Below are 23,387 nucleotides of genomic sequence, written 5' to 3' on the forward strand. Positions count from 1 at the left end.
AGATCACCATCAATGCAGGGAGTCTATTATATTACACGTTTGGTCCGCGCCGCCGATCAGTAATGTCTGCGTCCGCACCCCATTCGCCGTCTGTTGGATACCGTTCACCAACTCGCCGCCCGTCACGCCCGTAGCGCTAAAGAGGATATCGTTCCCCCTCACCAGTTCATCGAGCGAGTACACACGGTTAACGTCAACGCCCATTTCCTTGCAACGCTTGCGCTCCTGCTCTGCAATCTGCCGATTTTCCGTGTAATCCCCTTTAGCCTGACAAAAGTCAATCAGCTCGGCCTGCATATCCCCGCCTAATGCTTTAACGGCACAGGCAGAAATCACGCCCTCCGGCGCACCGCCGATGGTGTACATCACATCGTAAGGATTATCCTGCCAGCAGGTCAGCACGCTGGCGGCGACATCGCCATCCGGCAGGGCAAAAACCTTCACGCCCAGCTGTGTTGCTTCCTCAATTGCGGTACTCAGGCGCGGTTTATCCAGCGTAACCATGCGCAGTTTGTCCAGCGGTTTGCCTAACGCTTTCGCCACGTTTCGCAAGTTGTCCGCCAGAGGCAAAGACAGATCAATCGCCCCGGCAGCCTGTCGATTAACAACCAGCTTTTTCATATACATATCGGGCGCATGTAACAGGCTATCCCGAGGTGCGAAAGCCATGACCGCCAGCGCATTGCTCTGCCCCATCGCCACCATCCGCGTACCTTCAATGGGATCAACCGCGATATCGACTTCTGGCCCATCGCCTTTGCCCACCTCTTCGCCAATCCACAGCATCGGCGCATGGTCAATCTCTCCCTCGCCGATAACCACTCGCCCACGAAAAGCGACGTCGTTTAATGCCTGGCGCATCGCGGTGACCGCCAGGCCATCAATTTTATTTTTGTCGCCACATCCGGTTTGCGGCCAGGCAGCCAACGCTGCCTGTTCCGTAACGCGAAATAATGGCCACGCCAGGGACATCATTGCGCGGCCTCCCCAATATCAACGCCAAATTGCGCCAGCAGATATTTCTCGGCCTGTTCATTCCAGATACCGTGCGTTTCCTCAACCAGCCGCGCCAGTTCTTTAAACAGCGGATCGGTTTTGCCTTTTTCGGCAAAATCGGCAATGGCAGTCAGCGGCATGGTCACGCCGTTATAAATGAGTTTTTTACCTCCGGGGATATCCGGCAGATTGAGCACGGTTTCTGGCACTGCATCCAGGCCACCGATATGGGTCACCATAAACGACGGCTGTAACTGCCCCGTGGCGCTAAGCGCAATCGCCTCTTTCATGTCGTCCGTTGAACCGCCGGACGTACCGACGACATGCGTGCTGTTGTAATGGACGTTGTAGAAATTAAACGGCACTTTGAAGTTTTTATCCGTCGGCCCGGCAAAGAAGTTCAGGCAGCCATCTTCCGCCAGTAATTCATCAGCCATCTCGACGACTGAAGGCACCGCTGCATAGACAAATACGTCATCAAATCCGGCATCATCCGTCAGCGCCCGCAGCGTCTGGACCGGATCGCTCATCCCTTTGGTATTCACATACACCAGCTCAATGCCTTTACTGGCCGCCAGTTCCACCGGCAGCAGCTTTTGTACCTGCGCCAGGCGTTTGTCGTCGATATCGACCACCACCACCCGCGACGGTTGTATGCCGCCGTTAATAGCATAATCGATAGCGCCAATGCCCATCGGACCTGCACACGCCAGCAGCGCAATATTGCCGCCAGGTTTAACGCCCATGCGATGCTCATAAACATATTGCGTGGTGTGATAATTGGCATGATAAGCGCCAATAATGCAGCACATAGGCTCTGCCAGCGACGCCGCAGCAAAATAAGAGCCGTGGTACGGTAATACGCAGCCCAGGTTAATGGCGATCTCGGGAATAATCATATAGGTGGCGTTACCGCCAAAATATTCGTAGCTGTAGCCCGCTGAATATCCGCTTGGTAACCCCATCGCCGGTTGCAATACAAAACGCTGGCCTTTTTTATATTTGCCGGTGAGATTTTTACCCACTTCAACAATAACCCCGGCACATTCATGCCCGGTAATGACCGGATGATTTTCTAAATCGTCGGGTACGCGTTTATGTTCACTACCGAGTAACGCCGCTTTCCAGGTCGATAAACAGACGCTGTCAGAAATTACACTCACTAACAGTTCATTATCGGTAATTTCTGGCAGTTCAAATTCGCGCAGACGGACATCCCGCTTGCCATAAATAGCAGCAACTTTGGTTTTCATTTTTACCTCGGCAATCAGTTTTTATGTTCGGCGGTTAATTGATTAAATAAAGTGTCGAGTTTTGGATCGCCAATATAGTTATTAATCAGTATCAGCGGTTTATCCGTCACACGTTTCACGCGCCCTTCCAGACTGGCATGAGTAACAACGATATCCGCATCCGCAGGCACGTTTTCTATCGCGTAATGTTTTACTTCAATTGCCAGCCCCGCTTTTTCCAGACGTTTACGGAAGGTGGTTGCGCCCATCGCGCTGGAGCCCATCCCCGCATCGCAAACAAAGGCGATACGCTTAACCCTGCTTAACGAGAATGCACCCTCTTGTTTCATCGCCTTAACCGCATTGGCTGACTGAGCAAACTCATCTTCGCTCTCCGTTTCCACCGTTTTTTCCATCTTCAGTATCAGCGAAGTGATAGCAAAGGACACCAGGGTACCTACCGTAACACCGGCAATTGTCGCCAGGAACGAGCCTTTCGGCGTCAGTGCCAGGTAAGCAAAAATAGAGCCAGGGCTTGGGCCAGCCACCAAACCGCCATCAAGTAAGTTAAACATCCAGGTGCCAGACATACCGCCCGCAATCATGGCAATAATGGTCAGTGGCTTCATCAGCACATATGGGAAATACAGTTCGTGGATCCCACCGAGGAAGTGAATAATCATCGCGCCAGGCGCAGAACGCTTACTCATCCCTTTACCAAACAAGGTAAACGCCAGCAGCAGCCCCAGGCCAGGACCTGGATTAGAGGCCACCATAAAGAAGATGGATTTGCCGTTAACTGATGCCTGTTGCATTCCCAGCGGATAATAGACGCCCTGATCGATCGCATTATTAAGGAAAAGCACTTTCGCCGGTTCATTGATGACTGACAGCAAAGGCAGATAACCCGCATGTACCAGCGCCTCAATACACTCTTTGACGAAAGTATTGGCAATTAACACCGCCGGGCCGATCACTTCAAAACCCAGCAGACAAAGGAGCATCCCCGCGATACCTAATGAGAAGTTATTGATAACCATCTCAAAACCGGCAGGTATGCGTTTTTCCAGTGCCTTATCAACATATTTTATGACCAGACCACCGAGCGGCCCCATAATCATTGAGCCAAGGAACATCGGGATCTCTGCGCCGACGATCACACCAATAGTACCAATTCCGCCCATGACCGCGCCGCGTTTACCGCCGACCAGATGACCACCGGTAGAACCAATCATCACGGGCAATAAATAGGTAATCATCGGGCCGACAATTTTGGCGAAATGTTCGTTAGGCAGCCAACCGGTGGGAATAAATAACGCAGTAATAAAACCCCAGGCAATAAAAGCACCAATATTGGGGATGACCATTGCCGTCAAAAAGCCCCCAAAAGCCTGGACCTTTGCACGAGCAGACTTGTTTTCCATAATATTATCCTGTAGAGGAGAGAGTAATTATCCGCGGCTGATAATGTCCGCTAATTGTTTTTCTGATGATGCTGTTAAGAGTTGTTCGAGTATTTCTTCTTCGCACAGTAATTCACTTAACGCCTGAATAGCGCCAATGTGCGAATCGGCATCGGCAGCAGAGAGTCCGATGAGTAATTTAATTGGTTCGTCATTCCCCGGAAAATAAACGCCTTGTTTAAGTAACGTTAAAGACATCCCGGTTTTAAGCGCCCCACATTCTGGTCGCGCATGAGGCATTGCCACGCCTGGTGCGAGAATATAGTAAGGGCCATTACTCATGGTGGAATCTTTAATAGCCTGAATGTAATTCTCGCTGATATAGTTTTTATCCAGCAATGATGCCATCGAGAAATCGATAGCTTCCTGCCAGTCTTTTGCTGAATGTATAACTGAAATTGATGATTCTGGAAAATAATTAATAAGCCGCATAAATTATCCTTATTTTATTTTTAGGGTACCGTTCGGCGGTAAAAATAAAATACTCGTGCGGTTTAATGAAAGCAATTGGGCACGCGAGAAGAAAAAACCCATGAGCCAAAATAATAAAACTTTAAATAACAACAACATGAAATCAATAATTACAAAGTCAACTTTGTATTTGTTATGTTTATCACAAAATCAACACTTTGTTTGTTGTTGTATTTGTGATGCATATCGCCATTTATTTATTGAATGTTCGAAAACATACTTTTTTAATGCAATGTTTTTTCGCTATACCCCTTTATAGATTCTGAATTCTCACCTGTCGGCTATTTTATCCTCACCTCATGTGACATATTCCCCACTTTACTCAAGGAAGATTCATATGAAAGCACCTGTTTCAATAACCTCATTTCGCCCACAAAAATCTATTGCTATCGTCATTGGCGTGCTTGCCGTGGTTGTGCTGCCATTTCTCTCGTATTACACCGTTAATGAAGGTGAACGCGGCATTTTGCTGCGCTACGGAAAAATCGTAAAAGTTGCCGAGCCGGGTCTGGGTTTTAAGATCCCTTTTATGGAAAGCGTGGAGAAAATTTCCACGCGTAATCAGGCTGTGGTTTATCAGGGATTACAGGCCTACAGCCGCGACCAGCAACCGGCACAAATGACAGTATCAGTCAGCTTCCACATTAAACCTTCAGAAGCAGGCGCGGTTTATACCACCTACAACACCATTGAAGCATTAAAAGATCGTCTGATTGTCCGTCAGTTGCCAACTCAACTGGAGAACGTTTTCGGCCAATATACCGCCATCAGTGCGGTACAGGATCGTACAAAATTGGTTCAGGATCTGCAAAATGCTATGCGTAAAGCCGTTGTTGGTCCGGTGGTGATTGATGGTGTCCAGATTGAAAATATTGATTTTTCTGACGCTTATGAAAAATCGATTGAAGATCGAATGAAAGCAGAAGTCGCCATTGCCACACGTAAGCAAAATCTGGAAACAGAGAAAATCCAGGCGCAAATAGCGGTAACTCAGGCCCAGGCAGAAGCAGACAGTAAACTGGCGGCAGCCAAAGCAGAAGCTGAGACCATTCGCGTAAGAGGCGCGGCAGAGGCTGAAACTATTCGTTTAAAAAGTGCGGCTGAAGCAGAAGCAATCCGCCTGCGCGGTGAAGCTCTGCGGGATAATCCCGGACTTGTAGCCCTTACCACTGCAGAGCGTTGGGACGGTAAACTGCCCGATACCATGATCCCCGGCAGTACAGTTCCGTTTATCTCTACTAAGTAAAAAAAGGGCCGCTTTCGCGGCCCTTGAAACTGATGGCAAAGGCAAAACTGCCTGATGCGCTACGCTTATCAGGCCTACATACTTCCTGCAATATATTGAATTTTCACGATCTTGTAGGTCGGATAAGGCGTTCACGCCGCATCCGACATGAACAACGCGCACTTTGCCAATAATCTGAAGGGCCGCTTTCGCGGCCCTTCTCACAAAGCATCTTACCGATTACAGCAGCGCTTTGGCTTTCGCAACAACGTTGTCAACGGTGAAGCCGAACTCTTCAAACAGCAGTTCTGCCGGAGCAGATTCACCGAAGGTGGTCATGCCGACGATAGCGCCGTTCAGGCCAACATACTTGTACCAGTAGTCAGCAATACCCGCTTCTACCGCAACGCGTGCAGTAACCGCTTTCGGCAGTACGGATTCACGGTAAGCCGCATCCTGCTTGTCGAACGCGTCGGTAGACGGCATGGAAACCACGCGCGCCTTCACGCCTTCGGCTGTCAGTTTTTCGTAGGCGGCAACAGCCAGTTCAACTTCCGAACCGGTCGCGATGAAGATCAGTTCCGGCTGACCGGCACAGTCTTTCAGCACATAACCACCGCGCGCGATGTTTGCCAGCTGCTCTTCAGTACGTTCCTGCTGCGCCAGGTTCTGACGGGAGAGGATCAGCGCGGTCGGGCCGTCCTGACGCTCAACGCCGTATTTCCATGCCACTGCAGATTCAACCTGGTCACATGGACGCCATGTAGACATGTTCGGGGTCACGCGCAGTGAAGCGACCTGCTCAACCGGCTGGTGAGTCGGGCCATCTTCGCCCAGACCGATGGAGTCGTGGGTGTAAACCATCACCTGACGCTGTTTCATCAGCGCAGCCATACGTACGGCGTTACGTGCGTATTCCACGAACATCAGGAAGGTGGAGGTGTACGGCAGGAAACCACCGTGCAGGGAGATACCGTTAGCAATCGCGGTCATACCGAACTCGCGAACACCGTAGTGGATGTAGTTACCCGCAGCATCTTCGTTGATTGCTTTAGAACCAGACCACAGGGTCAGGTTAGACGGTGCCAGGTCAGCAGAGCCGCCGAGGAATTCCGGCAACAGCGGACCGAACGCTTCAATCGCATTCTGAGACGCTTTACGACTGGCGATTTTCGCCGGATTAGCCTGCAGTTTAGCGATGAATTCTTTCGCTTTGGCGTCGAAGTCAGACGGCATTTCGCCTTTCATACGGCGGGTAAATTCAGCGGCTTCCTGCGGATAAGCTTTCGCGTAAGCAGCGAATTTCTCGTTCCATGCGGATTCTTTCGCCTGGCCTGCTTCTTTCGCATCCCACTGAGCATAGATTTCAGACGGGATTTCGAACGGTGCATATTTCCAGCCCAGCTGTTCGCGGGTCAGGGCGATTTCAGCATCGCCCAGCGGCGCACCGTGGGAGTCATGCGTACCGGCTTTGTTCGGGGAACCGAAACCGATGATGGTTTTGCACATCAGCAGGGACGGTTTGTCAGTCACTGCGCGCGCTTCTTCTACTGCGCGTTTGATGGATGCCGCGTCATGACCGTCGATGTCGCGAATAACGTGCCAGCCGTAAGCTTCGAAACGCATTGCGGTGTCGTCGGTGAACCAGCCTTCAACGTGACCATCGATAGAGATACCGTTGTCATCGTAGAACGCAATCAGTTTACCCAGCTTCAGCGTACCCGCCAGAGAACAAACTTCGTGGGAGATGCCTTCCATCATGCAGCCGTCGCCCATGAAGGCGTAGGTGTAGTGGTCGACGATGTCGTGGCCCGGACGGTTAAACTGCGCCGCCAGCGTTTTTTCTGCAATCGCCATACCGACTGCGTTGGCAATACCCTGACCCAGCGGACCTGTAGTGGTTTCCACACCAGCGGTGTAACCCACTTCCGGGTGGCCCGGAGTTTTAGAGTGCAGCTGACGGAAGTTTTTCAGTTCTTCCATCGGCAGATCGTAACCGGTGAGGTGCAGCAGGCTGTAGATCAGCATGGAGCCGTGGCCGTTGGACAGCACGAAGCGGTCACGGTCAGCCCAGGACGGATTCTGCGGGTTGTGTTTCAGGAAATCACGCCACAGGACTTCGGCAATGTCAGCCATACCCATAGGGGCACCCGGGTGACCGGATTTGGCTTTCTGTACTGCGTCCATGCTCAGCGCACGAATAGCATTGGCAAGCTCTTTACGTGAGGACATTTTGACTCCAGATCGGATGATGAAGGGCACGCCCTTAACGACTTGACGACAGCGCGTTTTGGGCTACGCCGGAAAATTTGCCAACAATTTACCGCAAGCCGCGCGTCATGTACATGGAACATCCTTTTGCTGCTTCAGAAATCTCTGGATCATGCTCGCATGTTGCGCAATCTGCTCGCCCGTCCGCTGCGCTTTTCCTTATACTGAGACTGAGCGTCGATTCACCTGCAAACGGCGCATTTTTAGAATAATCCTGACCTTGTGCGGAAGAGAAAACATGAAAATTCGCGCCTTATTGGTAGCAATGAGCGTGGCAACGGTACTGACCGGTTGCCAGAATATGGACTCCAACGGACTGCTCTCATCAGGAGCGGAAGCTTTTCAGGCTTACAGTTTGAGTGATGCGCAGGTGAAAACCCTGAGCGATCAGGCATGTCAGGAGATGGACAGCAAGGCGACGATTGCGCCAGCCAATAGCGAATACGCTAAACGTCTGACAACTATTGCCAATGCGCTAGGCAACAATATCAACGGTCAGCCGGTTAATTACAAAGTGTATATGGCGAAGGATGTGAACGCCTTTGCAATGGCTAACGGTTGTATCCGCGTCTATAGCGGGCTGATGGATATGATGACGGATAACGAAGTCGAAGCGGTGATCGGTCACGAGATGGGGCACGTGGCGTTAGGCCATGTGAAGAAAGGGATGCAGGTGGCACTTGGTACAAATGCCGTGCGAGTAGCTGCGGCCTCTGCGGGCGGGATTGTCGGCAGTTTATCTCAATCACAACTCGGTGATCTGGGCGAGAAATTAGTTAATTCGCAATTCTCCCAGCGCCAGGAAGCAGAAGCCGATGATTATTCTTACGATCTTCTGCGCCAACGCGGCATCAGCCCGGCAGGTCTTGCCACCAGCTTTGAAAAACTGGCGAAGCTGGAAGAAGGCCGTCAAAGCTCAATGTTTGACGACCATCCAGCATCCGCCGAACGCGCCCAGCATATTCGCGATCGTATGAGCGCGGATGGAGTTAAGTAAGCATTTTATTACACCGGATTTGACGCATAACGCATCTTATCCGGCGCTTACTCGCCCTTTTTCGCCGCCTGAATATACAGCATTTCCAGCGCCAGCGTCGCCGCAGCCAGAGCGGTGATTTCCGACTGATCGTATGCCGGAGCCACTTCCACTACGTCCATCCCAACGATGTTGAGATCTTTCAGGCCGCGTACCAGTTTAATAGCGCGATCGGAGGTCAGGCCGCCAATCACTGGCGTACCGGTGCCTGGTGCAAAAGCAGGATCCAGGCAGTCGATATCAAAGGTCAGGTAAACCGGCATATCACCCACAATCTGTTTCACCTGGGCGATAACGTCATCCACGCTGCGATCGTTCACCTGGCAGGCGTCCAGCACGGTAAAGCCGTTGTCTTTATCAAACTCGGTACGAATACCAATCTGCACGGAATGATTCGGGTCGATCAGACCTTCTTTCGGCGCGGTATAGAACATGGTGCCGTGGTCAAATTCACAACCGTTCGCATAGGTATCGGTGTGGGCGTCAAAGTGTACCAGCGCCATTTTACCGAAATGCTTCGCATGAGCACGCAGCAGCGGCAGCGTAACAAAGTGGTCACCACCGAAGGAGAGCATACGCTTACCGGCAGCCAGCAGCTTCTCGGCGTGCGCCTGCAGCTTCTCGCTCATCTCACGGGCATCTCCGAAGGCATATACCAGATCGCCGCAGTCCACGACGTTCAGGCGCTCACGCATGTCGAAATTCCACGGGAAGCGATTGTGTTCCCAGGCCAGATTCGTCGAAACCTGACGGATAGCTGCCGGACCGTGGCGTCCACCCGCACGACCAGAAGTGGCCATATCGAACGGCACGCCAGTAATCACCCAGTCAGCATCGCTGTCATATGGCTGGAAGTTCATCGGCAGGCGTAAAAAACCAAAGGCGTTGGAAACCAGTGAGTTATCGTATTGATGACCTAAGGTGCTCATGGATGGACTCCTATTACAAAGTCGATATAAAAAAACCCTTCCGCGTCGTTAGGCCCGACGAGGAAGGGTTGGATTTGCGAAACACAAGTTTGTGCTAATTATCGCCTTAAATGGGCGAGGCATCAAGCGAGGTTGCTATTTCCGACACGGTGGCGGCGCATAGCCATTGTTATCTGCCGGAAAGGCTTGTCCAGAGCACGGCGGCATCGCGTTTTGCGCCGGGCCTTGTAATTCAAAGGCGGCAAAGCCGATTACCCCGGTATTACGCACATCGCCTTGCGCCGAATTGGCTGCGTAGGAATCAGCAACGTTGGCGAACTGAAAAGCCGCTTCGGTATGTTTATCTTTGCGGAATCCTTTAATCGCTAACGAATCTCCGGCATTCACAATATAGCCGTTGTTATTCAGCGAACCTTGCTTGCCGTTCAGCACATCCAGGCCATCAACCGTAGCAACGATCTCGTAGTTGGTGTTACGACTGTAATTGCGGACATATAATTGATAATTCATTCCTACTCTGGCATGGACAATATAGCGTGGTTCATTATTGGATGAATCATAAACCCGCGTAATAGGTAGAGAATTAAAATTACCATCACGAATAGCATATTCAAGTTCGTTAATACGAATGCTATAAACGCGGTCGTAGCCCGAAGGAACAGTAGTCGAATAACTAATAACGATCATCTCTGCCGGATCGCGCCAGACTCGTTCAGCAGATACGCCCTGAACCGTTGAGTGCACATCCCCACCCCAGGCGGTGCCGACATTGCCTGATGCACTGCTATTATACTGCGCATTACTGGAACAACCGGCCAGCAGCACGGCTAATGCTATCAACGCGCTACGTACTTTCCATTTTTTCATAACCGTTCCCTCTGCATTTAATTAATGCAGCGATTGTAGGGAGATTATTTAATAAGAAAAGCAGCTAAAATATTTTTAAGAATATATAAAAAGAAAGCGGGCCGATTTACGTAAATAAATCGACCCGCCAGCGGAATAATCTTAATTATTCATCTTCAAGATAGGTATAACCGTACAAACCTGCCTCGAACTCTTCAAGGAACTGTTGTTGCAGTTCAGCATCAAGATCGGTTTTCTTCACTTGATCACGGAACTGGGTTAACAACGTTTTCGGATCGAGCTGTACATATTGCAGCATGTCCGCCACGGTATCGCCTTCGTCAGACAGTTCTACTTCTACGCTGCCGTCAGGGAAGACGAACACGTCAACCGCTTCGGTATCACCGAACAGGTTGTGCATGTTGCCGAGGATCTCCTGATATGCGCCGACCATGAAGAAACCGAGCATCGGCGGATTCTCTGGATCGTACTCCGGCATGGGCATTGTCGTGGCAATACCATCACCATCGATGTAGTGATCAATAGCACCGTCAGAGTCACAGGTAATATCCAGCAGCACAGCGCGGCGCTCCGGCACTTGATCCAACCCTTCCAGCGGCAGAACCGGGAACAACTGGTCGATCCCCCATGCGTCCGGCATCGACTGGAACAGCGAGAAGTTGACGTACATTTTGTCCGCCATACGTTCCTGCAGTTCGTCGATAATCGGACGATGCGCACGGTTTTGCGGATCCAGTTGCTTCTGCACTTCATGGCACATGCTCAGATAGAGTTGTTCTGCCCATGCACGTTCTTGCAGGCTAAAGGTGCCGGAAGAGTAGCCGATATGAATATCGTGCAGATCCATCTGGCTGTCGTGTAACCATTCACGCAGAGAACGGCGAGTTCCCGGTTCGTGCATCTCCTGCCAGGTTTCCCACATGCTTTGCAGGGCGCGCGGTGCGTCTTCTGCAGGCGCGGTCGGCACCGTGTATTCGTTACGTTCCACGCCGATGATATTCGACACCAGCACGGTGTGATGCGCAGTCACCGCACGACCCGACTCGGTGATTACCGTCGGATGTGGCAGACCATTTTCTTCACACGCATCACCAATCGCCCAGATGATGTTGTTGGCGTATTCATTGAGGCCGTAGTTCACCGAACAGTCAGACTGCGAACGGGTGCCTTCATAGTCCACGCCCAGACCGCCGCCGACGTCGAAGCACTGAATATTGACGCCCAGCTTGTGCAGTTCAACATAGAAACGCGCGGATTCACGAACGCCTGTCGCGATATCGCGAATATTCGCCATCTGCGAACCGAGGTGGAAGTGCAGCAGTTGCAGACTGTCGAGACGCCCGGCTTCACGCAGCGTTTCAACCAGTTGCAGTACCTGAGTCGCAGCCAGGCCGAACTTCGATTTTTCCCCGCCGGAGGACTGCCATTTCCCCGAGCCCTGCGAGGCCAGACGTGCACGCACGCCCAGACGAGGAACGACATTCAGACGTTCTGCTTCATCCAGCACAATGGCGATTTCTGACATCTTCTCAATGACCAGATAGACCTTGTGGCCCATCTTCTCGCCAATTAATGCCAGGCGGATATATTCGCGATCCTTATAACCGTTGCAGACGATGACGCTACGAGTCATGCCAGCATGTGCCAGCACTGCCATCAACTCGGCTTTGGAACCGGCTTCCAGACCCAGCGGTTCGCCCGAATGAATCAGGGACTCGATCACGCGGCGGTGCTGGTTAACTTTGATCGGATAAACGAGGAAGTAATCGCCGTTATAGCCGTAGGATTCCCGCGCACGTTTGAACGCGGCGTTAATAGAACGCAAACGGTGCTGCAGGATCTGTGGGAAACAGAACAGTGCAGGCAGACGCTGGCCCTGTGCTTCACGAGTTTTCACTAACTGCGCGAGATCGACGCGAGCTTCCGGGACGTCCGGGTCCGGGCACACGCTAATGTGGCCCAGCTCGTTAACGTCATAGTAGTTATTGCCCCACCAGGCAATATTGTAAGTACGCAGCATCTTGCTGGCTTCCTGGGAGCTCATTGCAACCTCCTGCATGGAGCGTAGTACACCGTGTTCGCCCGCTGACGAAGGCAAACCCATAGACATGTCGTCAGACATAGCGAACCTCAAATTATTTTATTAAGTGTAAAACAGTTAACGACTATCGCAGCCTGGAACTGCGATAACAACCCATAAGCACATGGATTTTCCAGCAGTGAATGCTGACGCTCCAACTGCGCAACCGGTTTCTTTTTCATAACATTATTAAGCACATAACCGAACGTAAGTGTGACAGTTCGGCGAAACCACGAGAAAACTCTTGTTTTTACAAGAGCGCCCTTGTTCAGTCCTCAGTAACTGTAACCAGCTCTTGAATCCTGAGAAGCGCCGAGATGGGTATAACATCGGCAGGTATGCAAAGCAGAGATGCAGAGTGCGGGGAACGAATCTTCACCAGAACGGTGAGACAGGTTAAGCAGCAGACAACGGTTCATTATTTCGTATCACCTCCACGGCCGCCTGTTAAGACGAACCCACAAGCCAAAACTCTGATTTCAACCCGGCTGGAAGTGGCAACACGAAAGAAACGTCGTGTGCTTTTTATTTAAGCCGCGCGCCGCGTTTTATACCCCACAATGGCAGAAAATTGCAAAAGATAAATACGCAGAATGCCAGCATTGTCAGGAAAAATTTCCAGCCACGTTTTTAACAGAATGAGACACGATTCAAAAAAAAGTGGAAATCGGGTGAAGAATTGACCTAAAATAGCCATCCAGATGTTAATCCATCCATACCGATTAACACTCAGACTGCCAGTGTTTTTAACCTGCAGAGTCGTGGTAGGATCCGCTACCACAGAAAATCCACACAACAGTTTGAGCTAACCAAATTCTCTTTAGGTGATATTAAATATGGCAAAACACCTTTTTACGTCCGAGTCCGTCTCTGAAGGGCATCCTGACAAAATTGCTGACCAAATCTCTGATGCCGTTTTAGACGCGATCCTCGAACAGGATCCGAAAGCACGCGTTGCTTGCGAAACCTACGTAAAAACCGGCATGGTTTTAGTTGGCGGCGAAATTACCACCAGCGCCTGGGTAGACATCGAAGAGATCACCCGTAACACCGTTCGCGAAATTGGCTATGTGCATTCCGACATGGGCTTTGACGCTAACTCCTGTGCGGTTCTGAGCGCTATCGGCAAACAGTCTCCTGACATCAACCAGGGCGTTGACCGTGCCGATCCGCTGGAACAGGGCGCGGGTGACCAGGGTCTGATGTTTGGCTACGCAACCAATGAAACCGACGTGCTGATGCCAGCGCCTATCACCTATGCACACCGTCTGGTACAGCGTCAGGCTGAAGTGCGTAAAAACGGCACTCTGCCGTGGCTGCGCCCGGACGCGAAAAGCCAGGTGACTTTCCAGTATGACGACGGCAAAATCGTTGGTATCGATGCTGTCGTGCTTTCCACTCAGCACTCTGAAGAAATCGACCAGAAATCGCTGCAAGAAGCGGTAATGGAAGAGATCATCAAGCCGATTCTGCCAGCTGAATGGCTGACTTCTGCCACCAAATTCTTCATCAACCCGACCGGTCGTTTTGTTATCGGTGGCCCGATGGGTGACTGCGGTCTGACTGGTCGTAAAATTATCGTTGATACCTACGGCGGCATGGCACGTCACGGTGGTGGTGCATTCTCTGGTAAAGATCCATCAAAAGTGGACCGTTCCGCAGCGTACGCAGCACGTTATGTCGCGAAAAACATCGTTGCTGCTGGCCTGGCCGATCGTTGTGAAATTCAGGTTTCCTACGCAATCGGCGTGGCTGAACCGACTTCCATCATGGTGGAAACTTTCGGTACCGAGAAAGTGCCTTCTGAACAACTGACTCTGCTGGTACGTGAGTTCTTTGACCTGCGTCCATACGGTCTGATTCAGATGCTGGATCTGCTGCACCCGATCTACAAAGAAACCGCAGCATACGGTCACTTTGGTCGTGAACATTTCCCGTGGGAAAAAACCGACAAAGCGCAGCTGCTGCGCGATGCTGCCGGTCTGAAGTAATCTTTCTTCACCTGCTTTCAAAGGCCAGCCTCGCGCTGGCCTTTTTCTTTTACCTCACTGCGGTGGATAGACATTCACGCCGCATCCGGCAAAAAACCGCCCGCACAATAACATCATTCTTCCTCAACACGTTTTACCGCAAATTATCATCACGACTGAAACCGATTACACCAACCACACCAGCCAAATATTTGTAATATTTTCATATTATTATTCAGTTTTCACAGTTGTTACATTTCTTTTCAGTAAAGTCTTAATTGCAGATAACTGCGTTTAATCTATGATGATATAACTCAATTATTTTCATGCACTTAAATCATAACTAAGATAAATGTTAGTGTAAGCGATTACACTGATGTGATTTGCTTCACATCTTTTTACGTCGTACTCACCTATCTTAATTCACAATAAAAAATAACCATATTGGAGGGCATCATGCCTGACGCTAAAAAACAGGGGCGGTCAAACAAGGCAATGACGTTTTTCGTCTGCTTCCTTGCCGCTCTGGCGGGATTACTCTTTGGCCTGGATATCGGTGTAATTGCTGGCGCACTGCCGTTTATTGCAGATGAATTCCAGATTACTTCGCACACGCAAGAATGGGTCGTAAGCTCCATGATGTTCGGTGCGGCAGTCGGTGCGGTGGGCAGCGGCTGGCTCTCCTTTAAACTCGGGCGCAAAAAGAGCCTGATGATCGGCGCAATCCTGTTTGTTGCCGGTTCACTGTTCTCTGCGGCTGCGCCAAACGTTGAAGTACTGATTCTTTCCCGCGTTCTGCTGGGGCTGGCGGTGGGTGTGGCCTCTTATACCGCACCGCTTTACCTCTCTGAAATTGCGCCGGAAAAAATTCGCGGCAGTATGATCTCGATGTATCAGTTGATGATCACTATCGGGATCCTCGGTGCTTATCTTTCTGATACCGCCTTCAGCTACACCGGTGCATGGCGCTGGATGCTGGGTGTGATTATCATCCCGGCAATTTTGCTGCTGATTGGTGTCTTCTTCCTGCCAGACAGCCCTCGTTGGTTTGCCGCCAAACGCCGTTTTGTTGATGCCGAACGCGTGCTGCTACGCCTGCGTGACACCAGCGCGGAAGCGAAACGCGAACTGGATGAAATCCGTGAAAGTTTGCAGGTTAAACAGAGTGGCTGGGCGCTGTTTAAAGAGAACAGCAACTTCCGCCGCGCGGTGTTCCTTGGCGTACTGTTGCAGGTAATGCAGCAATTCACCGGGATGAACGTCATCATGTATTACGCGCCGAAAATCTTCGAACTGGCGGGTTATACCAACACCACCGAGCAAATGTGGGGGACAGTGATTGTCGGCCTGACCAACGTACTTGCCACCTTTATCGCAATCGGCCTTGTTGACCGCTGGGGACGCAAACCAACGCTAACGCTGGGCTTCCTGGTGATGGCTGCTGGCATGGGCGTACTCGGTACAATGATGCATATCGGTATCCACTCTCCGTCGGCGCAGTATTTCGCTATCGCCATGCTGCTGATGTTTATTGTCGGTTTTGCCATGAGTGCCGGTCCGCTGATTTGGGTACTGTGTTCCGAAATTCAGCCGCTGAAAGGCCGCGATTTTGGCATCACCTGCTCCACCGCCACCAACTGGATTGCCAACATGATCGTTGGCGCAACGTTCCTGACCATGCTCAACACGCTGGGTAACGCCAACACCTTCTGGGTGTATGCGGCTCTGAACGTACTGTTTATCCTGCTGACATTGTGGCTGGTACCGGAAACCAAACACGTTTCGCTGGAACATATTGAACGTAATCTGATGAAAGGTCGTAAACTGCGCGAAATCGGCGCTCACGATTAATCTCCTCAGGCTTCCTCCCGTCGCGGAGGAAGCCACCTCTTGCAGTCATCTTTTCTTCGCTCTATCCTCTGCCGCTATGAAAACATCCCGTCTCCCTATCGCCATCCAACAGGCCGTTATGCGTCGCCTGCGGGAAAAGCTCGCCCAGGCCAACCTGAAGCTAGGGCGTAACTACCCGGAGCCAAAACTCTCTTACACCCAGCGCGGCACCTCCGCCGGAACAGCCTGGCTGGAAAGCTATGAAATCCGCCTCAATCCCGTTTTGCTGTTGGAAAACAGTGAAGCCTTTATTGAAGAAGTGGTGCCCCACGAACTGGCACATTTGCTGGTATGGAAACATTTCGGGCGCGTAGCGCCACATGGCAAAGAGTGGAAGTGGATGATGGAAAGCGTGCTGGGCGTTCCCGCCCGTCGTACGCATCAGTTCGAACTGCAATCCGTGCGCCGCAACACCTTCCCCTACCGCTGCAAGTGTCAGGAGCATCAGCTTACCGTACGCCGCCATAATCGCGTAGTTCGTGGCGAGGCCGTCTATCGCTGTGTTCACTGCGGTGAACAGCTGATTGCAAAGTAACCACCTGAACTATCAGGAACTTTCCTGATCTGGCTGATTGCATACCAAAACAACTTTCGCTACGTTGCTGGCTCGTTTTAACACGGAGTAAGTGATGTACCGTTATTTGTCTATTGCTGCGGTGGTACTGAGCGCAGCATTTTCCAGCCCGGCGTTGGCCGAAGGTATCAATAGTTTTTCTCAGGCGAAAGCCGCGGCGGTAAAAGTCCACGCTGACGCGCCCGGTACGTTTTATTGCGGATGTAAAATTAACTGGCAGGGCAAAAAAGGCGTTGTTGATCTGCAATCGTGCGGCTATCAGGTGCGCAAAAATGAAAACCGCGCCAGCCGCGTAGAGTGGGAACACGTCGTTCCTGCCTGGCAATTCGGTCACCAGCGCCAGTGCTGGCAGGACGGTGGACGTAAAAACTGTGCTAAAGATCCGGTCTATCGCAAGATGGAAAGCGATATGCATAACCTGCAACCGTCAGTCGGTGAAGTGAATGGCGATCGCGGCAACTTTATGTACAGCCAGTGGAATGGCGGCGAAGGCCAGTACGGTCAATGCGCCATGAAGGTCGATTTCAAAGAAAAAGCAGCCGAACCACCAGCGCGTGCACGCGGTGCCATTGCGCGCACCTACTTCTATATGCGTGACCAATACAACCTGACACTCTCTCGCCAGCAAACGCAGCTGTTCAACGCATGGGACAAGATGTATCCGGTTACCGACTGGGAGTGCGAGCGCGATGAACGCATCGCGAAGGTGCAGGGCAATCATAACCCGTATGTGCAACGCGCTTGCCAGGCGCGAAAGAGCTAACCTACACTAGCGGGATTCTTTTTGTTAACCCCTACCCCACGCGTACAACCGCGTGGGGAGACGACGCGGATTTTTAACTATGCGTATCCCCCGCATTTATCATCCTGAACCACTGACCAGCCATTCTCACATCGCGCTTTGCGAAGATGCCGCCAACCATATCGGGCGCGTACTGCGCATGGGGCCGGGGCAGGCGTTGCAATTGTTTGACGGCAGCAACCGGGTCTTTGACGCCGAAATTACCAGCGCCAGCAAAAAAAGCGTGGAAGTGAAAGTGCTGGAAGGCCAGCTCGACGATCGCGAATCTCCGCTGCATATTCACCTCGGTCAGGTGATGTCGCGTGGTGAAAAAATGGAATTTACGATCCAGAAATCGATCGAACTCGGTGTAAGCCTCATTACGCCACTTTTTTCTGAGCGCTGCGGCGTTAAACTGGATAGTGAACGTCTGAACAAGAAGCTCCAGCAGTGGCAGAAGATTGCAATTGCTGCCTGTGAGCAGTGTGGTCGTAACCGGGTGCCGGAAATCCGTCCAGCGATGGATCTGGAAGCCTGGTGTGCAGAGCAGGATGAAGGACTGAAACTGAATCTTCACCCTCGCGCCAGTAACAGCATCAATACGTTGCCGTTACCGGTCGAACGTGTCCGCCTGCTGATTGGCCCGGAAGGCGGTTTATCGGCAGATGAAATTGCCATGACTGCCCGCTATCAATTTACTGATATCCTGTTGGGACCTCGCGTTTTGCGTACAGAGACAACTGCGCTCACCGCCATTACCGCGCTACAAGTACGATTTGGCGATTTGGGCTAACGGAGAAGAATAATGATCAAGCTCGGCATCGTGATGGACCCCATCGCAAACATCAACATCAAGAAAGATTCCAGTTTCGCTATGTTGCTGGAAGCACAGCGTCGTGGTTACGAACTTCACTATATGGAGATGGGCGATCTGTATCTGATCAATGGCGAAGCCCGCGCCCATACCCGCACGCTGAACGTGAAGCAGAACTACGAAGAGTGGTTTTCGTTCGTCGGTGAACAGGATCTGCCGCTGGCCGATCTCGATGTGATCCTGATGCGTAAAGACCCGCCGTTTGATACCGAGTTTATCTACGCGACCTATATTCTGGAACGTGCCGAAGAGAAAGGGACGCTGATCGTTAACAAGCCGCAGAGCCTGCGCGACTGTAACGAGAAACTGTTTACCGCCTGGTTCTCTGACTTAACGCCAGAAACGCTGGTTACGCGCAATAAAGCACAGCTGAAAGCGTTCTGGGAGAAACACAGCGACATCATTCTTAAGCCGCTGGACGGTATGGGCGGCGCGTCGATTTTCCGCGTGAAAGAAGGCGATCCAAACCTCGGCGTGATTGCCGAAACCCTGACTGAGCATGGCACTCGCTACTGCATGGCGCAAAATTACCTGCCAGCCATTAAAGATGGCGACAAACGCGTGCTGGTGGTGGATGGCGAGCCGGTTCCGTACTGCCTGGCGCGTATTCCGCAGGGGGGCGAAACCCGTGGCAATCTGGCTGCCGGTGGTCGCGGTGAACCTCGTCCGCTGACGGAAAGTGACTGGAAAATCGCCCGTCAGATCGGGCCGACGCTGAAAGAAAAAGGGCTGATTTTTGTTGGTCTGGATATCATTGGCGACCGTCTGACTGAAATTAACGTCACCAGCCCAACCTGTATTCGTGAGATTGAAGCAGAGTTTCCGGTGTCGATCACCGGAATGTTAATGGATGCCATCGAAGCACGTTTACAGCAGCAGTAACCCACCTTAGCGAGAAGGATCTCGTTGAGACTCTGAGTGACAGCGCCCTTCTTTCCACGCATACTGGGCGCTGTTGCTTTTTTGAACCAGGAAACAGAACCTCTGACAATGAATTTACAGCATCACTTTCTTATTGCCATGCCTGCTCTCCAGGATCCGATTTTCCGTCGTTCCGTGGTCTACATTTGCGAACATAATACCAATGGTGCAATGGGGATCATCGTCAACAAGCCGCTGGAAAATCTCAAAATTGAAGGGATTCTGGAAAAGCTGAAGATCACGCCGGAGCCGCGTGATGAATCAATCCGTCTGGATAAACCGGTTATGCTCGGCGGCCCACTGGCTGAAGATCGCGGGTTTATTTTGCATACTCCGCCCTCCAATTTTGCTTCCAGCATTCGCATTTCAGACAACACGGTGATGACCACTTCCCGCGATGTGCTGGAAACGCTCGGCACCGATAAACAACCGTCTGACATATTGGTGGCTCTGGGCTATGCCTCCTGGGAGAAAGGCCAACTTGAACAAGAGATTCTCGACAACGCATGGCTAACCGCTCCGGCAGACCTGAATATTCTGTTCAAAACGCCGATTGCCGACCGCTGGCGCGAGGCGGCAAAACTGATTGGTGTGGATATTCTCACCATGCCTGGTGTGGCGGGGCATGCCTGATGAGTGGAACCTTACTCGCCTTCGACTTCGGCACCAAAAGCATTGGCGTAGCGGTCGGCCAACGCATTACCGGCACCGCTCGCCCTTTGCCTGCAATTAAAGCGCAGGACGGTACGCCGGACTGGAATCTCATCGAACGTTTACTGAAAGAGTGGCAGCCGGACGAAATCATCGTCGGTTTGCCGCTGAATATGGACGGCACAGAACAGCCGTTGACTGCCAGAGCGCGTAAATTTGCCAACCGTATTCATGGTCGTTTCGGTGTTGAAGTAAAGCTCCATGACGAGCGTCTTAGCACCGTAGAAGCGCGCTCCGGTCTGTTTGAACAGGGCGGCTATCGGGCGCTCAACAAAGGTAAAGTCGACTCTGCCTCTGCGGTTATTATTCTCGAAAGCTATTTCGAGCAGGGATATTAAGGCGATTTAAAAGCCTGGCGGATAGTCGTACCATCCCGCCATCTTGCCGGATGCGGCGTGAACGCCTATCCGGCCTACATGTGGCAGCGATTGTAGGTCTGATAAGACGTGTTAGCGTCGCATCAGACATTTATTGCCTTTGTATGCCCGATAAGCTTGCGCATCGGGCATGGCAACGTCACAAACGTCCTTCCCCCACCCGCTGCTGATAACTCTGCTGAAACGTTAACATCCCCACCTGCTGCCCGGTTTGAATAACATGCAGTAACTGGTGGGTTTTCCCTTCGCGAATCAAATTCCCCACCGCGGGTGTGTTAACCAGCAATTCAAACAGCGCCACGCGTCCTTCCTGTTTATCCACTTCCAGCTTTTGTGACAACACCGCCCGTAAACTACCTGCCAGTTGATTACGCACGGGATCTTTTTCCTGCGCCGGAAATGAATCCACCAGCCGCTCAACTGCCTGCGCCGCACCACGCGTATGTAAAGTTGCCAGCACCAGGTGTCCGGTTTCTGCTGCCGTCAGCGCCAGACGGATTGTCTCGCTGTCACGCAGCTCTCCGAGCAAAATCACATCGGGATCTTCCCGCAATGCGGCCCGCAATCCCGATGCGAACGTCATACAGTGCAAACCAATTTCCCGCTGCTGGATCAAACATCGCTGGCTGGCATAGAGATATTCAACAGGATCTTCCAGCGTCAGAATATGCGCATCGGCATGTTGATTGAGATAGCCAACCATCGCCGCCAGCGTGGTAGATTTGCCGCTCCCCGTCGCCCCCGTCACCAGAATCAGGCCATTCTCGCTCTTGAGTAATTCCGGCAATACCGGTGGCGCACCAAGCTGTTCGAGCTGTGGACAGTGCGAAGGTAACAACCGTAATGCCAGAGAAATACCTTGCCGTTGCGCGAACGCACTGCCACGCAACCGCTGGTTTTCCGCCAGCGACACAGCAAAATCCAGCTGACCATTCTCCAGCAATATTGCCCGCTGATCGTCATCCAGCCACTCCCGCAGTAGCTCTTCGACGTCCGGCGCGTCAAACGGCGCAGCTTCCATTCTGCCGCGAATGCGCCATCGTGCGGGCCAGGCGCTGCACAGGTGTAGATCCGAGACGTTATGCTTTACACTAAGGGCCACAATTTCTTCCATATTCATACTAAGATCCTCGGAAAATGAACGATATTGCGCATAACCTGGCACAGGTCCGGGACAAAATCTCAGCGGCTGCAACGCGTTGCGGCCGTTCTCCAGAAGAAATTACGCTGCTTGCAGTCAGTAAAACAAAACCTGCGAGCGCCATCGCAGAAGCCATTGATGCCGGGCAGCGTCAATTTGGTGAAAACTACGTTCAGGAAGGGGTAGATAAAATTCGCCACTTTCAGGAACTGGGCGTAACAGGATTAGAATGGCATTTTATTGGCCCGTTGCAGTCTAATAAAAGCCGCCTGGTGGCAGAGCATTTCGACTGGTGTCATACCATCGACCGTTTGCGCATCGCTACCCGCCTCAATGACCAGCGCCCGGCAGAACTTCCCCCTCTTAACGTTCTGATTCAAATTAACATTAGTGATGAAAACAGTAAGTCCGGGATTCAACTGGCTGAACTGGACGAGCTGGCAGCGGCGGTCGCTGAACTACCGCGTTTACGTCTGCGCGGGCTGATGGCAATCCCTGCGCCTGAGTCAGAATATGTAAGGCAGTTTGAAGTTGCACGCCAAATGGCTGTAGCATTTGCCGGACTGAAAACGCGCTACCCGCATATCGACACGCTCTCTCTTGGAATGTCGGACGATATGGAAGCCGCCATTGCGGCAGGTAGCACGATGGTTCGTATCGGCACTGCAATTTTTGGTGCGCGTGATTACTCTAAAAAATAAGGAATTAAAGGAACGCCATGAATACGTTGACTTTCCTGCTTTCAACGGTCATTGAGCTGTATACCATGGTGCTGTTATTACGCATCTGGATGCAGTGGGCTCATTGTGATTTTTACAACCCCTTCTCACAGTTTGTAGTGAAGGTAACGCAGCCAATTATCGGGCCACTGCGCCGCGTTATTCCGGCAATGGGGCCAATTGACAGCGCCTCACTGCTGGTTGCGTACATTCTCAGTTTTATCAAAGCCATCGTGCTGTTTAAAGTGGTGACCTTCCTGCCAATCATCTGGATTGCCGGTTTATTGATTCTGCTGAAAACCATCGGCCTGCTGATTTTCTGGGTCCTGCTGGTGATGGCGATTATGAGCTGGGTAAGCCAGGGGCGTAGCCCGATTGAATACGTGCTGATTCAGCTGGCCGATCCGCTGCTGCGCCCGATTCGCCGCCTGCTACCGGCAATGGGTGGGATTGATTTCTCGCCGATGATCCTCGTTCTGCTGCTGTATGTCATCAATATGGGTGTCGCAGAAGTATTACAGGCAACCGGAAACATGCTGCTGCCGGGGCTGTGGATGGCGTTATGAGTGCCGTAACAGTTAATGATGACGGTCTGGTTTTACGGCTCTATATTCAGCCGAAAGCCAGCCGTGATTCTATTGTCGGTTTACATGGCGACGAAGTTAAAGTCGCCATTACCGCGCCGCCGGTTGACGGTCAGGCCAACAGTCATCTGGTGAAGTTTCTCGGTAAGCAATTCCGGGTTGCCAAAAGCCAGGTGGTGATTGAAAAAGGCGAACTTGGCCGCCACAAACAAATTAAAATCATTAATCCGCAACAAATCCCGCCAGAAATCGCGGCGTTAATTAATTAGGTATCC

Annotated in this window: 25 protein-coding genes; 13 read left to right on the forward strand and 12 right to left on the reverse strand. The window is 51.7% G+C overall.

The window, feature by feature from the left end:
- Window positions 1-9 precede the first annotated feature (9 nt).
- From glpX to cmtB, 4 genes are read right to left on the reverse strand one after another with little or no spacing between them, the layout of a single operon-like run.
- Window positions 10-975: a class II fructose-bisphosphatase gene (gene glpX / locus ACJHWR_RS17360; RefSeq protein ID WP_000987297.1), complete on the reverse strand. Its 966-nt coding sequence runs from the start codon at window positions 973-975 to the stop codon at window positions 10-12.
- Window positions 972-2,249: a zinc-binding dehydrogenase gene (locus ACJHWR_RS17365; protein WP_000853233.1), complete on the reverse strand. Its 1,278-nt coding sequence runs from the start codon at window positions 2,247-2,249 to the stop codon at window positions 972-974. The genes glpX and ACJHWR_RS17365 overlap by 4 nt, the downstream gene beginning before the upstream one ends.
- Before the next feature lie 14 nt (window positions 2,250-2,263).
- Window positions 2,264-3,652: a PTS mannitol transporter subunit IICB gene (gene cmtA / locus ACJHWR_RS17370; protein ID WP_000428807.1), complete on the reverse strand. Its 1,389-nt coding sequence runs from the start codon at window positions 3,650-3,652 to the stop codon at window positions 2,264-2,266.
- A 27-nt stretch (window positions 3,653-3,679) separates the two neighbouring features.
- Entirely contained in the window at window positions 3,680-4,123 is a 444-nt protein-coding gene (gene cmtB / locus ACJHWR_RS17375) for a PTS mannitol transporter subunit IIA (protein ID WP_001237038.1), read from the reverse strand.
- A gap of 376 nt (window positions 4,124-4,499) precedes the next feature.
- Between cmtB and ACJHWR_RS17380 the strand changes: the two genes are divergently transcribed.
- A complete protein-coding gene (locus ACJHWR_RS17380; protein WP_000646927.1) occupies window positions 4,500-5,408 on the forward strand; it encodes a prohibitin family protein in 909 nt (302 codons plus the stop codon).
- Window positions 5,409-5,627: 219 nt separating this feature from the next.
- Here the strand turns inward: ACJHWR_RS17380 and tkt are convergent, their stop codons facing one another.
- Window positions 5,628-7,619: a transketolase gene (tkt, locus tag ACJHWR_RS17385; protein WP_000098613.1), complete on the reverse strand. Its 1,992-nt coding sequence runs from the start codon at window positions 7,617-7,619 to the stop codon at window positions 5,628-5,630.
- Window positions 7,620-7,896: 277 nt separating this feature from the next.
- Between tkt and loiP the strand changes: the two genes are divergently transcribed.
- Window positions 7,897-8,655: a metalloprotease LoiP gene (loiP, locus tag ACJHWR_RS17390; RefSeq protein ID WP_001297457.1), complete on the forward strand. Its 759-nt coding sequence runs from the start codon at window positions 7,897-7,899 to the stop codon at window positions 8,653-8,655.
- Window positions 8,656-8,702: 47 nt separating this feature from the next.
- On the opposite strand, the gene speB is transcribed toward loiP, so the two are convergent.
- The 6 genes from speB to yqgD all read right to left on the reverse strand — a co-directional run bounded on the left by speB (window position 8,703) and on the right by yqgD (window position 13,351).
- Entirely contained in the window at window positions 8,703-9,623 is a 921-nt protein-coding gene (gene speB / locus ACJHWR_RS17395; RefSeq protein WP_000105566.1) for an agmatinase, read from the reverse strand.
- A gap of 135 nt (window positions 9,624-9,758) precedes the next feature.
- Window positions 9,759-10,490 (reverse strand): hypothetical protein, encoded by a 732-nt coding sequence (locus tag ACJHWR_RS17400; protein ID WP_000758893.1) that lies wholly within the window; start codon window positions 10,488-10,490, stop codon window positions 9,759-9,761.
- A gap of 145 nt (window positions 10,491-10,635) precedes the next feature.
- Window positions 10,636-12,612 (reverse strand): biosynthetic arginine decarboxylase, encoded by a 1,977-nt coding sequence (gene speA, locus ACJHWR_RS17405; RefSeq protein WP_001295380.1) that lies wholly within the window; start codon window positions 12,610-12,612, stop codon window positions 10,636-10,638.
- Between the two features lie 8 nt (window positions 12,613-12,620).
- On the reverse strand, window positions 12,621-12,752 hold the full coding sequence (yqgB, locus tag ACJHWR_RS17410; protein ID WP_001297406.1) for an acid stress response protein YqgB: 132 nt from the start codon (window positions 12,750-12,752) through the stop codon (window positions 12,621-12,623).
- Window positions 12,753-12,845: 93 nt separating this feature from the next.
- Window positions 12,846-12,989, reverse strand: coding sequence for a protein YqgG (gene yqgG / locus ACJHWR_RS17415; RefSeq protein ID WP_001297404.1), 144 nt, complete (start codon window positions 12,987-12,989; stop codon window positions 12,846-12,848).
- A gap of 110 nt (window positions 12,990-13,099) precedes the next feature.
- Window positions 13,100-13,351, reverse strand: coding sequence for a protein YqgD (yqgD, locus tag ACJHWR_RS17420; protein ID WP_001303651.1), 252 nt, complete (start codon window positions 13,349-13,351; stop codon window positions 13,100-13,102).
- Between the two features lie 55 nt (window positions 13,352-13,406).
- On the opposite strand from yqgD, the gene metK reads away from it, so the two are divergent.
- The 8 genes from metK (at window position 13,407) to ruvX (ending at window position 20,629) form a co-directional block, all read left to right on the forward strand.
- Complete coding sequence (gene metK / locus ACJHWR_RS17425) at window positions 13,407-14,561, forward strand: methionine adenosyltransferase (RefSeq protein WP_001062128.1); 1,155 nt, start codon at window positions 13,407-13,409, stop codon at window positions 14,559-14,561.
- A 435-nt stretch (window positions 14,562-14,996) separates the two neighbouring features.
- Window positions 14,997-16,391 (forward strand): galactose/proton symporter, encoded by a 1,395-nt coding sequence (galP, locus tag ACJHWR_RS17430; RefSeq protein WP_001112301.1) that lies wholly within the window; start codon window positions 14,997-14,999, stop codon window positions 16,389-16,391.
- Window positions 16,392-16,467: 76 nt separating this feature from the next.
- Window positions 16,468-16,965, forward strand: coding sequence for a SprT family zinc-dependent metalloprotease (locus ACJHWR_RS17435; protein WP_001296359.1), 498 nt, complete (start codon window positions 16,468-16,470; stop codon window positions 16,963-16,965).
- Window positions 16,966-17,059: 94 nt separating this feature from the next.
- Window positions 17,060-17,767 carry a deoxyribonuclease I gene (endA, locus tag ACJHWR_RS17440; RefSeq protein WP_000286519.1) on the forward strand — a complete coding sequence of 236 codons (708 nt, stop codon included), beginning with the start codon at window positions 17,060-17,062 and terminating at the stop codon, window positions 17,765-17,767.
- Between the two features lie 79 nt (window positions 17,768-17,846).
- Window positions 17,847-18,578 carry a 16S rRNA (uracil(1498)-N(3))-methyltransferase gene (rsmE, locus tag ACJHWR_RS17445; protein ID WP_001376015.1) on the forward strand — a complete coding sequence of 244 codons (732 nt, stop codon included), beginning with the start codon at window positions 17,847-17,849 and terminating at the stop codon, window positions 18,576-18,578.
- Between the two features lie 12 nt (window positions 18,579-18,590).
- Window positions 18,591-19,541 (forward strand): glutathione synthase, encoded by a 951-nt coding sequence (gshB, locus tag ACJHWR_RS17450; protein WP_000593273.1) that lies wholly within the window; start codon window positions 18,591-18,593, stop codon window positions 19,539-19,541.
- Window positions 19,542-19,649: 108 nt separating this feature from the next.
- A complete protein-coding gene (locus tag ACJHWR_RS17455; protein WP_001355636.1) occupies window positions 19,650-20,213 on the forward strand; it encodes a YqgE/AlgH family protein in 564 nt (187 codons plus the stop codon).
- On the forward strand, window positions 20,213-20,629 hold the full coding sequence (gene ruvX / locus ACJHWR_RS17460; protein ID WP_000017111.1) for a Holliday junction resolvase RuvX: 417 nt from the start codon (window positions 20,213-20,215) through the stop codon (window positions 20,627-20,629). Before ACJHWR_RS17455 ends, ruvX begins: the two co-directional genes overlap by 1 nt.
- 178 nt (window positions 20,630-20,807) lie before the next feature.
- Here ruvX and ACJHWR_RS17465 read toward each other — a convergent pair whose 3' ends face one another.
- A complete protein-coding gene (locus tag ACJHWR_RS17465; RefSeq protein WP_001546096.1) occupies window positions 20,808-21,788 on the reverse strand; it encodes a PilT/PilU family type 4a pilus ATPase in 981 nt (326 codons plus the stop codon).
- Window positions 21,789-21,805: 17 nt separating this feature from the next.
- Between ACJHWR_RS17465 and yggS the strand changes: the two genes are divergently transcribed.
- Genes yggS through yggU form a run of 3 tightly spaced genes read left to right on the forward strand, consistent with a single transcriptional unit; the run spans window position 21,806 to window position 23,381 of the window.
- Window positions 21,806-22,510, forward strand: a complete 705-nt coding sequence (gene yggS, locus ACJHWR_RS17470; protein WP_000997795.1) for a pyridoxal phosphate homeostasis protein — start codon at window positions 21,806-21,808, stop codon at window positions 22,508-22,510.
- Window positions 22,511-22,527: 17 nt separating this feature from the next.
- Window positions 22,528-23,094, forward strand: coding sequence for an osmotic shock tolerance protein YggT (yggT, locus tag ACJHWR_RS17475; protein ID WP_001094831.1), 567 nt, complete (start codon window positions 22,528-22,530; stop codon window positions 23,092-23,094).
- Window positions 23,091-23,381, forward strand: coding sequence for a DUF167 family protein YggU (gene yggU, locus ACJHWR_RS17480; RefSeq protein ID WP_001277222.1), 291 nt, complete (start codon window positions 23,091-23,093; stop codon window positions 23,379-23,381). The genes yggT and yggU overlap by 4 nt, the downstream gene beginning before the upstream one ends.
- Window positions 23,382-23,387 lie beyond the last annotated feature (6 nt).

This window comes from Escherichia sp. WS568 (assembly GCF_046486085.1).
GTDB lineage: Bacteria > Pseudomonadota > Gammaproteobacteria > Enterobacterales > Enterobacteriaceae > Escherichia > Escherichia coli.